Here is a 15580-nt window from a genome sequence, read left to right on the forward strand (position 1 = left end):
TTTGCTGGTTTCCGCTGTTTCGGAAAGCACTCTGCGATTTGTTCGTATTGTTCTTTCTTCAGTTCCATTCCCTTATTATAGCATATCTTCGTTTGTGTGAACAGACTCTAGGTGTCTTGCATAGGTATGCTACGCTTCCGGGCCTATCAAAAATTTTAGCCACAATATAGATTTTCTTACTACCCTTTCAAACGGCCTCCAATTCCTGTAATCGAGCTACAAAATCCTGTTCTGTCCGGATGACTCCAGAAGCGTATTCCTGATACAATATTTTGCCTATCTCCGGCGTTTTGTATTTATAAATATACTGGTGGCTCCAAATTTTATCTAAATACTTATGAATATCTCTGTTTATAGTTTTTCTATAAGCCCTTTCATCACAAAAAAGTTCAATATCATGGTAACAGGCGTAATTAAAATTTTGGATAAAATCGGAGAATATCTTAAAATAAGCATTACTTTAAAGTTTTTTATAATTTCAGTATTCACAATTCCCAAGAGCTTTGAAACAAATAGGATCAGAATACATTGATAAAAAAGATAGATCAGATATTTGCAACTCAAAGGTATTTTACTTTTATTCTGAAATACCTTTCTAGTCGCAAAAAAGAATACAAATGTTACTCCTACCCAAGAACTGATCATATTGTTTTTTACCAGATTTCCCGAGATAGCACTAAACCCTGCGTATACACAAAAATCTAAAAGCCAGCCAATTCCGCTCAATCCGATAAAGTGCATTCCCTGTATCAATAGTTTTTTCAAAGCACACCTCTGATGTTCCATCCATCATTGACTATTCCTCTAAAAATCTCTTTAATTCTTCTGGCGTCCCTAAAACATGCACCTTTTCGGGAGCAATATCCGATATGTATATCTCTCCATTTTGGGATAAAAGATAATCATATAAGGGAGCCACATACTTTTCTCCATTAACCAGTTCCGGCTTCTTTCTATAATATGCCTCATAAAGATCCCGATATAACTGGCAAGTCCTAAAATAATATGCGCCAAGTGTACAGTAATTGGAAATCCTCTTCTTTTCTTTGACCTCTGCCACTTTTCCTTTTTCATCAAGCCGGACAAAACTCCAATGGATCCCTTCTGCCTGAAAACAAGGAATGAATCCATCTCCTTTTAATTCAGTACTATTCATTTCCCCCGATTCAACATAAGTATCAATATTATAGATCAATAGGGCGTGTTCTGGAACCCAATACTGTTCTGCTAATTTCGCGGTGGTAGCCTGGCCATCCGTCAAATAGTCTAACAAAATAACGTGATAGTTTTGTATATTCAACTTCTGACACTGTGCGTTAATAAAAGACTGCACATCCACCGATTTGTCGCGCATAGCGATAAAAATATATTGTGCCGCATCCGCACGATACCCCTCCAGGCTCATCAAAGACCACTCAAACAACGTTTTCCCTTTTGCCTCTATCATGTATTTAGGGATCTGATAACCTATCTTGCGAAATCTTGAACCAAGTCCTCCCATTGTGATTACAATATCTATCTTATTTTTCATATTTGGTCTCCTCATTCTTTTGTGTATTGCATCTAGATGCTGAACATAAAGCTTCCATCTCTTGCGGTGTATATTTCAAAAATTCATCAGGGCGTATCGTTCGATCATCCACATAAAAGCCCTTTTGACCTGGCCATACTTTTCCATAAATAATCTCATCATATGGTATTTTCCATTTTTCCAGCCAAGCCGACAAAACAGCTGCTGTATGCCTATTGATAAGGCCAATGTTTCCATGATAAGTATTCATATTTCTGGAAGTATACAAGATGATCCTGGCCCCGTTTTGCTTGTAATAGCTCAGTTTCTCTACCATTTCGGGGTAAGGAATGAGATCTTCATACTGCTCTTCTTCCTTTTTGATCGGGCAAAGTGTGCCATCAATGTCAAATACAAACGAATATTCTTTAAACATCCCGTTCGATCTCCTCTAATATATTTCTTGCATTCAAAACAAATCCTAAGACCTTATGGGGATTATCAATATGCAGCGGCAGCATTGATAAAAATAAGGACACTTCATAAATGCGTACTGCCAGATAGTCAAATCCATTTTCCTCTACTTTCCTTCTAAAAATATCAATATATTTTGAAGGATCAAACGGTATCTCAAGGGTGTAGAGAAACTGATCATTGATATGAATATCAAACAAAGCATTATTAAAAAAATCATACCTTCCACATACTGAATGACTAAGTTTTGCTATATCATAATATGGATTTGTCCACAGTTCTTCTTCAGAAAGTGCGCCTTTCGGGTCAATAAATTTTAAAGTTTTGGTTGATTTACTGTATAAAGCGTTGGCAAAGCATGGATCTCCATGCCCAATAACACTCTCGTAAGAGACGTCCATTTTTGCTTCTATTTTTTCTTTTAATCTAAAATATTTCAAAACCAGTAGATCCAGTTTCGTTTCCTCGGATATCTCAATTATAGTTTGAATCTTCTGATATTCCGGAAGCCTTTTTAAGGCTGTAATTCGCTCTTTCACTTTGTCAATATACAATGCCTTAGCGACCCGTTCATATTCCTCTTTGCTGCATTTTCTAGAATATCTGCTTCGGAAAAAGAAGAAATATTTGTCAAGCAGCTCTTCAAATTCCGACTCATCCATCGAACCATGTACCCACTTAATCGCAAGATCTGTCATATGTAGACGTTCCATAGTATAACTTGCCTCTGTCTCACTCTCTTGATAATGGAAAGGCATGACAAACCAATATTTCATATCTTCCGGAAGAAGATGATAAAACGTGTATTCACTTTTTATTTTTTTTATATTTGATGAACTTTTTACCAGCGTATATTCGTTTCCCCTCAATGAATTAAAATATCGAGAATCAAAATTCCCGGTAACGCATTGAACAAAGTTTCCTACTATTCCGATGTCAACAAGTCCATCTATCTCAAAAAATTCTTTTATACTCTTTGCCGCATCCCATGGCTTTTGTCCGGAAAGGATTGCTTTGCAAAAAAATAGGTATGACTTTGCATCCGGAAACAAAACGGCTGCTATCCGCTTGCCTTCCTTTGCAGAATAAGGCTCTTTGATAAAGTCCAATTTTTTGAAAGACAGCAATGCTTTTTCTTCATCTGAGATCAAATAATTGGAAAAACAATGAAGTATGCGTATGGTTCCTTCACTGTGCAGTTCTATCTCTCTTACCAATTCCGGATATTCAAAAGCTGAATGTACCTTTTTCCATTGGAGATCAGAATATATCTTGCGAATGCTGCTTTGATAATACTCTTCCAATCTCCTTTTTTTAACTATTACATCAGCGAACCCCTTATCCCCTATAATATCCGTAATTACTTCGCTTTTTCGTCCTGTATCATCATAAACGACAATTACTTTCATTTTACATCCTCTTTCTTAAAGAGCATTTTGCGTACCCACAACATCCAAAAAAGCAATACAAATCCTATCACACTTATGAATACAAACTGGTCAAATTCCGGAGACTGCCTGCGGCTCATTGCTGACAATAAATATTCAGAAATTACCACACCTGTATGATTACCTCCTGTCATATAATTTATCAATGTTATGTTGCTGATCTCGATTCCCCATGCGGCTAATGACAGGAAATAGAGAATCATTCCTCTTCCTTTTACCACATTTTCAATCTCACTATAAAGTGTATGGATTGATTCCAATGTTTTCAGCGCCCAGATCTTATGCTCGGATGCTTTCGCACAGAGAAGGTACCTTGTCCAAAACCGATAAATCCCAGGAAATACAAAATAAAAGCACACAGACAATATCAAAAAAATCAACAAAAAATAGATAAAAACAGATGGTCTTTCACCATAGAATATCCATACCAAAGCAATAGCTGTTACCAGTGCTGCAGTATCCATAAAGCGATCTAAAAGGATAATCACGACACTTTTTAAAAGACTTCCGATCTGCCTCCCATAACAATATATTCGAAAGAATTCCCCCACTTTAAATGGAAGAATAATGCTGATTGGGGTTACTTTGCAATAGGTGGTTAAACAGATTTCTAAACCTAACTGTGTATCATATAAAGCAAGATATAATCTACAAAATTTTATTCCATAGATCAGAAGTGCTGTTCCCATAATAGAAACTACTGATATAGGGGTACTCTTCACAAAAATCCCTTGAATATCATAGAAGCGGTAAATAAACCAGATTGCGGTTATCCCCAGCACAAAACTATTGATTATATTGTAAATCCTTCGTTTCATTTTTAAGCATCCCCATTGAACACATCAGCAGGAATAGATCGTCGTTGCCGTATATGCTTTTATAATTTTATCTCGATGTTCGCCTTGAACAAATTTCTTTTTCCCGCCCATATAGGAAGCCAAAAGTTTCAATACTGTAATCGCCTGGTTTACCATTTTTACATTGGAAACCTGATCGTCCTCCCTCCAAACAATCGGGAAAAATTTCACTTTATGGCCATAATAGGCGGAACCCATCACCATGCAATAATTGAAAATAAGATTATCTTTATATTTCAGATAGAATCCATCCTTTAATATTGCTGTCCGATACATATTGAGGCCCGAACCCAGATCATAAATTCGATAGCCACAGCCGACAGAGAACAGCAGATTATATACTTGATTTCCAAAAGTCCTAAATCCTGAATAGCCCTTTAGCTGTGATCCATGCATAAAACGTGCTCCCAAAAAGCAATCATACTGTTCATATGTACGCTCCTTTAAATAAGGTAAAATATTGGAAATATCCCCTTGATCGTCTCCATGCAACAGAATCACATAATCGAAATCGCTCTTTATCGCATAGTCGAACGCTACTTTGTGGGACCCACCTAAACCATAATTCTCATCGTTCCGAAGCAAAGTGGTTTTGACCCCTAACTTATTTTTCTTCAAGTAGTTTTCTACTACTTTTTCTCCATTGTCTGTACTTCTGTTATTGATGACCAGCACCTCACTTAGGTAACTGCATACTTCATTATTCAATTGTCCTAACACACGTATAATTTGCTTCTCGCAATTATACATTGGAATAAAAAGTAATATCTTATCCATATGATTCTCTCCTCTGTTTCGATTGCGTCATTATTTCAGTTCTATCACAGCAGGACGGTAATACAAAGTAATTTCTGTTTTTTGCATCCCACTGTCATGGAACCAGTACTCATGTTCTCTTACGAGATCAAGCACAAAACTGTAATTTCCTTCCTGCAATAAAAAATGCGATAAAAAGTCATCATCAATGGGAACGTTTATTGAATAACTTTCTCCAGGAGCAATATTTTGATCGATCTCCACGCGAGGTCCATCCCACACAACACGTTCATCGTTAAAATAGATATGGTAGGATGCAAATAAGTTTTTATTTTCTAGTGTTTTTTCTCCGTTATTATATATTTCTACACTTAATTCCATATTGCCATTTTCTCTGGTAAAATCCCTTTGGGGATCACAAGAGAGTGACACATTCTGACAATCCGCTGCGGAAAATTTATTGTTTTCATATGCAATAATAGTTGACATATCAAAAACATCATTATTTATATATAAAAACGGAATATATACAACTCCATTATTAACTGATATTTGATAAGCATTCGGCGCTACCAGGCAGTTAATACGATTCGCTTCACTCTCTAATAGTGATAAACTTGGCTGTGTCCAACCCCAGGAAAACGGATTTTCCTTATGAGGATCTTCTATAATCCCTTCGTTCGTTCTGACGGTCTCTGAAAAACGGGTCAGATACTGATTCCATTCATACGTATTCCCATATTGCCATACACATTGCAGAACAAACACAATGATCGCAGCTCTCCACCAATTTGTGATACAGATATTTTTTACAATCACTGTATCATAAAGCCGATAATAGGCATATGCCAATAGAATACCTCCGGCCATTCCAGCTGCAATCAATATCCTACAGGTATATTCAGAAACAGGGCTATAGAAGTGATAATAATATCGTACTACCATTATATAAATTATTCCCAAGGCAGCTATGGACAACCATATCCATCTTTTATCCAATAATTTGCTGATGCCAAGTACCACTAAAAAAAGTCCTACAAGGGAAATCAGCAGATTAGAAGTTAAAATATTCTTACTTTTCAAGAAAGAAAGAAATCCTGTGAAAAAACTTCCCTCTGTTGGTGGGTGATGTGTTGCTTTATACAGAATATTCACAATCACTCCAGATACAATCCCAATCGATATGATAATCAGTTCTTTTCTTTTGACTGGATTCTGCTTTTGGTTTTTTATTTCCATGAGAGAAATCAGCAACAGAAGCGGTCCAATCGCCAAATAGGTTTCATAAGAGGTCGCCGCTAGAATCAATAAAACGCCTAATATAAGTTTGTCAATCGTTTTTTTATTTTCACTGATAATATAAAAAAACAATACCATATCAATCCAAAAAGCGGTAAACGCTGGATTTAATGAGAAAATATCTGCGGGTAAACAGAAAAATGCATACGCTGCAAATGGAAAGAGGATCAGATTTCTTCCATTCTCTAAATATCTGCACTTTCTCCAGCAAAGTGTCATTCCAACCACACTATTGAAAAACAACGATATTCCAAATACAATGCTCAAAAATCCTATGCTTCGTATTCCGAATTTTAGACAAAGAATCACCAGTAACTGATTGATAAATTCTGCACCCATCCTCAATGTATTGGCGTCATAGCTTAAAGGAAGTAACTCATTCTGTTGATTAACCAAATTTACAAGGGCATATGCCCCATCTGCATAATAATGCCTTTTGCAGAGAATAGCGCTACATACATGAAATAAAAATACAGAGGCAGTTATCACTAAAATAGTTCTTTGGGACGCCGTCGTTTTAAATTCCCGCTTCTTCATAAAATCCTCCTGACCTTCCGATAGGAAAACAAAATGTATATTGTTCTTCGACCGATATGGTCGAAGAACAGAGAAAGCATGCTTTCTCTGTTCTTTTGGATTATTTATCCAGCATTTTCATAAAAACGGATAGACGAAAATAAGAACGCTAAATCACGATAATCTGCGCTTTCCCCTCGGCTCTCTGGAGATATCGCATTTGGATATTCTAAATTTAAGGTCAACCATCCATTCTTGATACATTCAGATGGTATATTAAAACTGACGATTTCTTCTGGAGAGAAGATTTCACCATCATACAAGACTCTATCTCCACTCCGGATTATAAGTTTCTGCGGAGGTGCATAAATACCTGAAAATACAAAATTTCCTGTTAAACCCTCTAATCCATCTCCAACATTCAAAAGAATTCGCCCACTTTTACCCCATGTCCACACCCAATAAACGCCTTGTCCATTACTTTCTATGCTGGCAAGACCATCTAAAAAGTATCGCCGGGGATCAAAATCCATGCTAATGATTTCACTGCCAATTTCATAAGCATAAGGAGCAAATGTTTTTACACCCTGATAGGTATACTGATTTCCAGTCAAATAAAGCTGTCCTTCTTTTGTCACCTGATATTCCAACAGATCTGGCATATAATTTTTATCTACCGTATTCCACTGAAACCAATAATACTCCCTCTCTATATCATCTGCTTCATTCACCTGATAGATTGTATTTTCATTTTTTCTTGTCTCTATCCCAAGTGCATTAAAGATCGTTGGCATCAAGTTGCTGTGGCTAATCGGGGTTTCTGAAAATTTAAGATTTCCATGTTGCTCAAATTCTTTTATCATAAAAATGGGAAAAGCACCCAATGTAGATGACTCACCATGATCGGCCGTAATTACTACCATACTCTGGTCATATATTCCCAATTCTTTCAGCTGGTTCAAGTATTCTCCCATGATCTTTAAACACGCTTTTCCCTGTGTAATGTAAGTTGCCTTTCCTTTCTCTGCGATTGTAATATCACTATTCATGTAAACCGGTGGATGCGCTCCAACTAAATGTATCAATCTGTATACATTTTGATCAGGTAACAACTTTAATCCATCCTCTTTCAAGGATTGATAAAAAATTGTGTTGTCCGCAGGGAAAGCTACAACTTTACTTTCAGCTTGCTCTGCTTTTAACTCATCAAAAACCCCGCTATAAAACCATACATACGGCTTAATGATATGCGGAAAATAACGAAAAGCTGCCAAACGAAGCATTGCTTTTTCCAGTGATACTGGGGATTTCACTGGAATTTTTTCTTTTTCTGCATTGGTTAAAAATGTCTCTTTCATTTCGCTTGAAAGAAATCTGTCTGTCGTATACAAGCCAATATCAAACCCTTCATCCCGAAGTTTGTGATAATAGTCTGTATTTTTGCAGGCTTCTTCGATGTACGCGTCATATGGCTGCTCATTTTTATAAACCTGTCCCGTCATAATATACGGCATAGATCCTTGTGTCCCTGGGAACATGCAACTTGTATTGGAATAACTGGTAAAGCCATCAAATAAATCCGCTATTTCCGGACTTTCAATTAGAATTTGATCCAAAAACCTCTGGTCAAAGGCATCTAAAATAAAAATGATTACATTTTTCTGTTGGGAAACGGTATATAGATTTTTGGCTGACAGATGTACTTCCCCTTCTTTCTGTTTTGAAAAATCCGTTGTAAGAAACAGCGTCCCTAGGGTAATCATCTGTACCAATAACACGCAGCCAGAAACCAAAGTCACCCCTGTTTTATATTGCTTTTTAAACAGAGTACGTCCAACGAACGGGAGAACGATACAGGCAATCCACAGAAGTGTATTCCAAATTGCTGTCGAAGTATAATTCTCCCATTGAATCGCCCGCCCATCCAGAACGCCGTAGTCGGTTTTCACGAAATTCCCCTGAATATAGAGTGCCACTCCCACTCCGATTAACAAGCAGATATAGTATTCCCTCCAATTGCCGCGCAAGAAAATTCCCACGAGAAAAAGCAGCATACAGACGAGAAACCCGGCTAAAACACTCGGCCACAGGACATCTCCCAACGAGAACCAAAACTCTGCAATATTGGAAATATAAAGTTCGAGCGGGCCAAAGATAAAGAAGGTAAACGACAGAAACAGGGCGGGTAGCAATATCTCCCAAAATCCCCTTTTACTAATTTCTTGTTTTTCCATTACAATACATCCCTTCCGTCTCCCCAAGAATTTTTTCAATGTCTCGGGAAAGCTGCTCCCAGCTAAACCGATCTGCCTTCTTTCTGCCCCGTTCTGCCATCTTATCTCTATTGGGATTTACCATAAGACAAGCAATGGAGTCCGCCAAATCTTCATGGGTCGACAAAATTCCATCGACCTCATGGTCGATCAACTCTTCAAACGCAACACATCGGCGGTTTGCAATAATCGTTTTGCCCGCGAGCCATGCCTCCAGAATCACGATGCCAAAGCTCTCGCTCTCGCTCATGTTGACAACAAATTCGCAGCATTTTAGCGCACCGATGACCGCGGCTCGGGACTGTTCTCCCAAATAGGTCACATGTGGAGACTGAACCGGAATTTTATCGTCATCCCGTCCGATCATCACCATATGGATCGCTGTCCCTCTTCGATTCAGTTCTTCTACCGCGTCAATCACCCATTGATAATTTTTTCCGCCTGCTTTACGTCCCAGCACAAGGAGAAATGGCCGCTTGTCTGTGTACTGCCTCCTGAATTCTGAAGAATCTGTTTCATCAAACTCTTCAGGATTGATTCCCCCTCCGGACACATTTTTTGTTTTTGCTCTAATTTTATCAAAGAACATTTCTTTTGCGGCCACTGGACATGAAAGTACACAATCCGCACCGGACAAAGCCTGATAAAAGCTCCTCCAGTGATAGAATTCGTCCTCCATATGAAAATGCGGCAGTACGACACAAGGCACCTCATGCTTTTTCGCAATCCCCTGTGCATCAATCAGTGTGTTAAACGGGATACTGTGCCCAAGCACCACATCATATTTTTCTATATTCTTTTCCAACCACTCCTGTAATTTATGAGAAACCGGCCCTCTAGCTTCATAGAAAAGCTTATCAATTTTTGATTCCCGCATATTCGCGATATGTATGAGCTCGGACACATATTCTCCTGCTATAGACTGTCGCAAAAACTGCTTATAGTTAAAGGTGAAGTCGACCGTTTCCCACTGATCCTGATTCCGGTATGCAATCTCCGAAAGACAGACGCTCAATGGCCTGGGGTCTTGATCTGTCAACTGGAACGGGACCGACTCGATCGTGACAACATCTCCACAAATTTTCTCGAGGTTCAACAGAAAATCACCATGAACGGTGGTAGAAAGCAGCTGATTCCCGTCGAGCAGCAGCCGGAGCTTCTGTCTGCGATCGGTATGTCCACCTAGAGAAAGTGCACTGGCTCCCCGAACAAAAAGCTCCGCGCACCCCGAAGCCCAGATGTAAACCCCATCCGCGCGGACCTCGGGATAATGCCAACCGCCCATCAACAGGGGCCTCTCATAACGGTCTACAAAATTCCGCGCAATCTTCACACTTTCTTCCATTGCTGTTTTGTAGATTTCACTGCACTTTTCCCATTTTTCATGGAGTGTAAGCTCGTCGACAGGGAATTTAAAAACGGTCATCCCATTATCCAGGGCACCGGCACTGGTTTTGTCCTTGGTATAACTGCACGAATATTGAAATTGGTTAAGGATGTCCCCAATTTCTGTCGTCACTACATCTACGACATAATTTTCCCGAGCCGCAATCCTCCGCAATACCTCTTCCAGATAGATCTCTGCCCCCCCTCTGGGAGGCGTATTATAACGATATGTAACCGCCAGCAGCCGCTTTTTTCCCATTAAAACATCAATCAACCTAGCATACTGATCTGCCAAACTTTCCCAGCTCAGTTCTCTTTTTGCATAATCGCAAGCCGACCGGACCATTTCCTCCCGCTCGGCAGGATGTTCCAGCAACCATCTGATGTTCCGGGCAAACTCTGCTCTTTCGCAGATGACCGCCTGACATCCATTTTCGATCTCGTATCCCCTCGCTCCGAAAGCGGTTGTGACCGTAGGAATTTCATAAGCAAAATATTCTGCCAGTTTCAGGTTGGAACCGGCCCCCTGTTCCATCGGGTTGACCGCAACATCCGCAGCGAACAGGAGGAAATTTTTATATTTTTCCTCCAGTTTTCCCATGAGCAGGACATTTTGCGGGATACTCAAATGCGCAACCGCATCGCCGACCGTACCAATCAGCACAAATACGACATCCGGCATCGACGGCGCAAGCTGCTTGACGATAAATTCCGCTGCATCCACATTTGGCGTATGTCCACTTCCTACAAACACAACGACCGGACGTCCATCAAAAATCTTTTTCCATGCACAATGGTCATACTTCCGCTCGGTGAAGGCCACACCGTTGCGGATCACTTCGATTGCGAGGTCATCCCGCCCCGCGAACTGACGGAGCGGTTCCACCTCATCCTGGGAACAGCTGACCACCAGTTTGGCCCGCTCCAAAGCCGCAAATTCCAGCCGTTTGGCCTCTGCGACCAGCCTTTCCTTCATCGGATGCTGTGCCAGAAGTTCCCTTTTCAACTGGTATTCAAAATTATGACTCTCATAGATTACAGGCCGGTCGGGTAGACCTTGGATCGCATCCACCATATAAGGATGTTCAAGAATAATGATATCCGAAAGCGCTCCGATCGTCTGCACTGCCTGCATATAGAGCGCATTTTCATGGATCATAGTTCCAGCGACAATATCGTCAGCGCTAATCCAGTGCTGACGGTTGATCTCTGCTTCTCTCGCAAGATGCTCCTCTGTTTTCGGGAGCGAAATATGCAGGAAATTCTCTGTCAGATACTGCTTTTTCACCTCGTCTTGGTTCAAGCAGACATAAATAATACGGTTGTATTTTGACAGATGCTTGAGCAGATGGTGGATACGGATTTCTCCGCCTGCACTCGGCCGATCGACTGAATAATCATTGACTGCAAGGATGGTGTGCAGCCCTGTTTTTTCCCGCTCTGCGGGGAGGGTCTCGATCGCCTGATGCACGTCGTCACAAATCTTTTCCCATGAGTACCGGCTATTGATAAATTCCTTGCCTTTCCGCGAAAGGGTCTCCTGCTGCCGCTCGTTTTGTAACAGCTCTTTCAATTTCTGGACAAAATCGTCCTTTTCAGCGTGCACATAGTGGACACCTTCTTCCAAATCCAGCCCGCGCACGCCGACGTAGGTCGACAACATCGGGATTCCGGCAGAAAGGAATTCCAACGTTTTCAGATTGGTACCTGCACCGGAAAACATCGGGTTGACCGCCGCATCACTGGTCGTGAACAGATCATCCTTCTGCTCCTCATCAATTAAGCCGAGAAGATGCACATTTTTCAGGCCGCATTTTACGTCGTTGCAGCATTTCCCTGCGATATGGAAATCTATCTCTGGACATGCCGGCGCAACGATCTTGGTCAGGAAGGACACCGCTTCCACATTCGGCGGATGTGCGCTGCCGATGAAAAACACCTTTCTGCGCTCATCCGGCCGTTTCCTTTGACGTTCTTTTTCATATAGGGAAACATCGATTCCATTCGGCGCGATCCGGATCTGATCCCGGTCCACATGATATGCCAAGGCAAATGCGGTCCGCTCTTCCTCCGACGTTGCGAAAACAAGGTCACAGTTCTGTACCAATGTACGTTCTGCCTCCCGCATCTTCGAGAGGTATTTTTCCGCATTGGGGCCTTTCCACATCTGCCTCAGCAGATTGCTTTCAAAATTATGGCTGTTATAAATACGCGGCTTGTCGTCTATGCCAAAATAGAGGTCATACGAAAGCATATACGGGAATTCGTGGATAATGATGTCCGCTTCCGGATATAGCTGCTGGTACAGATCGTGGTACCGGTTATGGGTTTCAGCGGAAAGGCTGCAAACCAGCGCGGAAATCTCACTGCATATCTTTTCTTTCGCAATATCCGAATGCAACTGGCTATGGATGCTTTCTTTTGGAACGCGGTACTCTCGAAATGTATCAGAATGGACCACAATCTCTTCTTTATGGTTTTCATAAGTCGGAGACAAAAGTGTCACATCGTAATATTGGCTTAAACCCCTATACATATTAAAGTAGCGCAGTTCTCCTCCGCTTCTCGGTGGCACAAACGCCGGAAAAAAATTTATCACAAGCAGTTTTTTCATCTTGATCCTCCTCCAGGTGAAAAACGGAATCAACAGATTGGCCTTGTTTCGCCGCACGAAACAAACCGCATCAATCCCGTTTTTCATCCACCTCTTTCTGGATCCAGTGGGCCATTCCTTCCATGTTGGACCCAGAGGACAAAGTTTCACACAAAATAGATTCGTAATGTTTGAGCATTTTAGCCTGTTGCCTGCACTGTTGATCAAGCTCTTCTACACTGTGCGCCAGAAATGAGATCGTCCGCAGCTGTGATTCATTGATCCGGTTAAAGTCCTCGACCACACGCGGTATATAGCTATGCAGCATCTTTCTGAAAAATCGCTTTACCGCTATAATGATCTTCCCGATGACTGGACGATGCGAGGTAATCGGCCAATCTCCCTCCACGGGGCCGATCTCCTCCAAACGTCGGATTTCAAACCATGCGAATTCCAGGTTTTCCAGACAGCCACTCTCCTCCGACATCGCCTTATCAATCGCGCGAATGACTTCTTCTCTTCCGGGTATCTGCTTCATTTCCGATTCTCCTGACCTGTTGCCAACCGACTGTGACAACAATTTTCTTTACATCAAAATCAGGTCGCAGGACCTGTGTTCACATTCTTCCCACAACATCCGCAGTTCGCTGATGGGGCGCAAGCGGTCGTTTTCCCCTGTGATCTGTTCACAAACCATGAAGGAATCAAAATATCGTTCCAATAGAACCAGCATCTTCTCGTATTTCTGCCGTTCCATATAAACCCTCTGATTAAATTCCAGACAGGTTGGGATTTTGGATTTACGATAAAGGGAGGCCGCCCCTTCCAGCACCTCGGGTTCATGTCCTTCCACGTCAATCCAGATGTATTTGATCTCGCTGTAGCCGATCTGGTGTTCTTCCAAATAGCTGTCCAGCGTAGTGACTATAACCTGTTCCTCTCCGCTGCTGCCGTCAGTAGTCAGACTGCAGTTTCCCCAGTTTTCATGGTTGATCTGCATGCCTGCCCGCTCCTGTTTTTGGTTTGACAATGCAACCCGTTCGACTATAATGTCTGGATACGCCCCGTTTACTGCAATATTGGCAGACAGCAATTTGGCTGTCTCTGAGACCGGTTCAAATGCGATGAAGCGGAAAGATGGTTTTAACTTCAGCTTACAGTAGATCGAAGTGGTTCCGATATTTCCGCCAATGTCCAGAAACAGACCCTCCCGCGGTGCGGTTCCGCCATAATGCTGCTGATCCGAAATTTTGATAAAATTCTGGATGTCTGCTTCTCCCCAGCTTTTCCCGCTTGTAATCATCCCATTAGGCATCAATAAATCTTCTTTTGCATGAAAATATGTGATTCCCGCCACAGTTAGGCTATAGTAAGGCATCTCTCTCGGGGTGGTCGATGTGATTAACTGATACTCCGCAGAAGCCATAAACTCCTTGCGCAGATGTTGCCAATCCAACATATTGCCAGAAACAATGGACTCATCTTCCGGCTCTCGATTCAGAAGATAACGATAGGCATAGACCATTGCGGACTGCTTATTGTCAAGAAGAGCCTCCTTACACTTGATCTCATGGAGCTGACCGCCTATGTTCAAAATCTGCTGATTCTGCTCCACCATGCTGTTGGTGTTGCGCAAAAGCTCATCTTTTAAGCTTTGAATCATCCCCGCATATTCATCTATCTGTGACTGCTGCCGGTTCAGGCATTCCTCCAACCGAAGATCGCGCTCGTCTATCCGTGACTGCTGCTGATTCAGGCGTTCCTCCAGCCGAAGATCGCGCTCGTCTATCCGTGACTGCTGCTGATTCAGGCGTTCCTCCAGCCGAAGATCGCGCTCGTCTATCCGTGACTGCTGCTGATTCAGGCGTTCCTCCAGCCGAAGATCGCGCTCGTCTCTCCGCATTTTTTGCTGATCCAGCTGTCCCCGCAGCTCTGCCAGCTGACGGATCTGTTCCTGAATGCCTTCCGCGTTTTGCAGAAGCTCTTCCTGAAAGGATGGCATTTCGGTTTCTAATTTTTCAATCTGCAGCTGCTGCTGATCTAAGCAGCCCTGCATTCCAGCCATCTGCTGTATCTGTCCAGACAAGTCTCGCAATATGTGTCCTTGTTCTTCTAATTTTTCTCGCTCAGTTCCAAGCTGCTCTTGATAACCCGTCATCTCTTCGCGGATACGTTCATCCTCATGATAAAGTGGATGGATATACCATCCTAAAATACGGCGGATGATCTTTTTTATCAGTTCTTTCATTTATCCATATCTCCTTTGGATTTTTCGGATTTGGTATCGGCTATAAATAACATCAGGGCAATCCCTTTCCCGACGTAAGAAATTCCTCATACCGGTCACAGATCGGCTCCATCTCCCCGAATGCGATCTGTTTTCCTTTGTGCAGCCAGAGCACCTTGTTGCAAAGTTCTCGAATCTGATTCAGCGAATGCGACACCAAAATCGTTGCCGCACCCCCGTC

Annotated in this window: 11 protein-coding genes and 1 pseudogene; all 12 read right to left on the bottom strand. The window is 41.7% G+C overall.

Annotated elements, in window-relative coordinates; genetic code table 11:
• Positions 1 to 351: 351 nt before the first annotated feature.
• Positions 352 to 765 (bottom strand): hypothetical protein, encoded by a 414-nt coding sequence (locus D5269_RS14880; protein WP_031219474.1) that lies wholly within the window; start codon positions 763 to 765, stop codon positions 352 to 354.
• 31 nt (positions 766 to 796) lie between these two features.
• Complete coding sequence (locus D5269_RS14885) at positions 797 to 1531, bottom strand: glycosyltransferase family 2 protein (protein ID WP_016315316.1); 735 nt, start codon at positions 1529 to 1531, stop codon at positions 797 to 799.
• Positions 1521 to 1946, bottom strand: coding sequence for a capsule biosynthesis phosphatase (locus D5269_RS14890; RefSeq protein WP_016315315.1), 426 nt, complete (start codon positions 1944 to 1946; stop codon positions 1521 to 1523). The genes D5269_RS14885 and D5269_RS14890 overlap by 11 nt, the downstream gene beginning before the upstream one ends.
• Positions 1939 to 3393: a hypothetical protein gene (locus D5269_RS14895; protein WP_120486580.1), complete on the bottom strand. Its 1455-nt coding sequence runs from the start codon at positions 3391 to 3393 to the stop codon at positions 1939 to 1941. Before D5269_RS14895 ends, D5269_RS14890 begins: the two co-directional genes overlap by 8 nt.
• Positions 3390 to 4250, bottom strand: a complete 861-nt coding sequence (locus D5269_RS14900) for a lysylphosphatidylglycerol synthase domain-containing protein (protein WP_120486581.1) — start codon at positions 4248 to 4250, stop codon at positions 3390 to 3392. Before D5269_RS14900 ends, D5269_RS14895 begins: the two co-directional genes overlap by 4 nt.
• A 24-nt stretch (positions 4251 to 4274) precedes the next feature.
• On the bottom strand, positions 4275 to 5066 hold the full coding sequence (locus D5269_RS14905) for a glycosyltransferase family 2 protein (protein ID WP_016315312.1): 792 nt from the start codon (positions 5064 to 5066) through the stop codon (positions 4275 to 4277).
• A 30-nt stretch (positions 5067 to 5096) separates the two neighbouring features.
• Positions 5097 to 6881 carry a hypothetical protein gene (locus D5269_RS14910; RefSeq protein WP_120486582.1) on the bottom strand — a complete coding sequence of 595 codons (1785 nt, stop codon included), beginning with the start codon at positions 6879 to 6881 and terminating at the stop codon, positions 5097 to 5099.
• Positions 6882 to 6985: 104 nt separating this feature from the next.
• Positions 6986 to 9094 (bottom strand): DUF998 domain-containing protein, encoded by a 2109-nt coding sequence (locus tag D5269_RS14915; protein WP_120486583.1) that lies wholly within the window; start codon positions 9092 to 9094, stop codon positions 6986 to 6988.
• Positions 9075 to 13133, bottom strand: a complete 4059-nt coding sequence (locus D5269_RS14920; protein ID WP_158605020.1) for a glycosyltransferase family 4 protein — start codon at positions 13131 to 13133, stop codon at positions 9075 to 9077. Before D5269_RS14920 ends, D5269_RS14915 begins: the two co-directional genes overlap by 20 nt.
• 70 nt (positions 13134 to 13203) lie before the next feature.
• Entirely contained in the window at positions 13204 to 13650 is a 447-nt protein-coding gene (locus D5269_RS14925; RefSeq protein WP_016315308.1) for a hypothetical protein, read from the bottom strand.
• 48 nt (positions 13651 to 13698) lie between these two features.
• A complete protein-coding gene (locus D5269_RS14930) occupies positions 13699 to 15360 on the bottom strand; it encodes an FkbM family methyltransferase (protein ID WP_166545216.1) in 1662 nt (553 codons plus the stop codon).
• A gap of 52 nt (positions 15361 to 15412) precedes the next feature.
• Positions 15413 to 15580 (bottom strand): annotated as a pseudogene (locus D5269_RS18645) (ABC transporter ATP-binding protein); the annotation flags it as partial.

This window comes from Anaerotruncus sp. 1XD42-93, from assembly GCF_009917605.1.
Classification (GTDB): Bacteria; Bacillota; Clostridia; order Oscillospirales; family Ruminococcaceae; genus Anaerotruncus.

Bases quoted from the DNA above. Each gene is read 5' to 3' on its own strand.
- D5269_RS14885 (WP_016315316.1), bottom strand. From the start codon at position 1,531: ATGAAAAATAAGATAGATATTGTAATCACAATGGGAGGACTTGGTTCA.
- D5269_RS14890 (WP_016315315.1), bottom strand. From the start codon at position 1,946: ATGTTTAAAGAATATTCGTTTGTATTTGACATTGATGGCACACTTTGC.
- D5269_RS14895 (WP_120486580.1), bottom strand. From the start codon at position 3,393: ATGAAAGTAATTGTCGTTTATGATGATACAGGACGAAAAAGCGAAGTA.
- D5269_RS14900 (WP_120486581.1), bottom strand. From the start codon at position 4,250: ATGAAACGAAGGATTTACAATATAATCAATAGTTTTGTGCTGGGGATA.
- D5269_RS14905 (WP_016315312.1), bottom strand. From the start codon at position 5,066: ATGGATAAGATATTACTTTTTATTCCAATGTATAATTGCGAGAAGCAA.
- D5269_RS14910 (WP_120486582.1), bottom strand. From the start codon at position 6,881: ATGAAGAAGCGGGAATTTAAAACGACGGCGTCCCAAAGAACTATTTTA.
- D5269_RS14915 (WP_120486583.1), bottom strand. From the start codon at position 9,094: ATGGAAAAACAAGAAATTAGTAAAAGGGGATTTTGGGAGATATTGCTA.
- D5269_RS14920 (WP_158605020.1), bottom strand. From the start codon at position 13,133: ATGAAAAAACTGCTTGTGATAAATTTTTTTCCGGCGTTTGTGCCACCG.
- D5269_RS14925 (WP_016315308.1), bottom strand. From the start codon at position 13,650: ATGAAGCAGATACCCGGAAGAGAAGAAGTCATTCGCGCGATTGATAAG.
- D5269_RS14930 (WP_166545216.1), bottom strand. From the start codon at position 15,360: ATGAAAGAACTGATAAAAAAGATCATCCGCCGTATTTTAGGATGGTAT.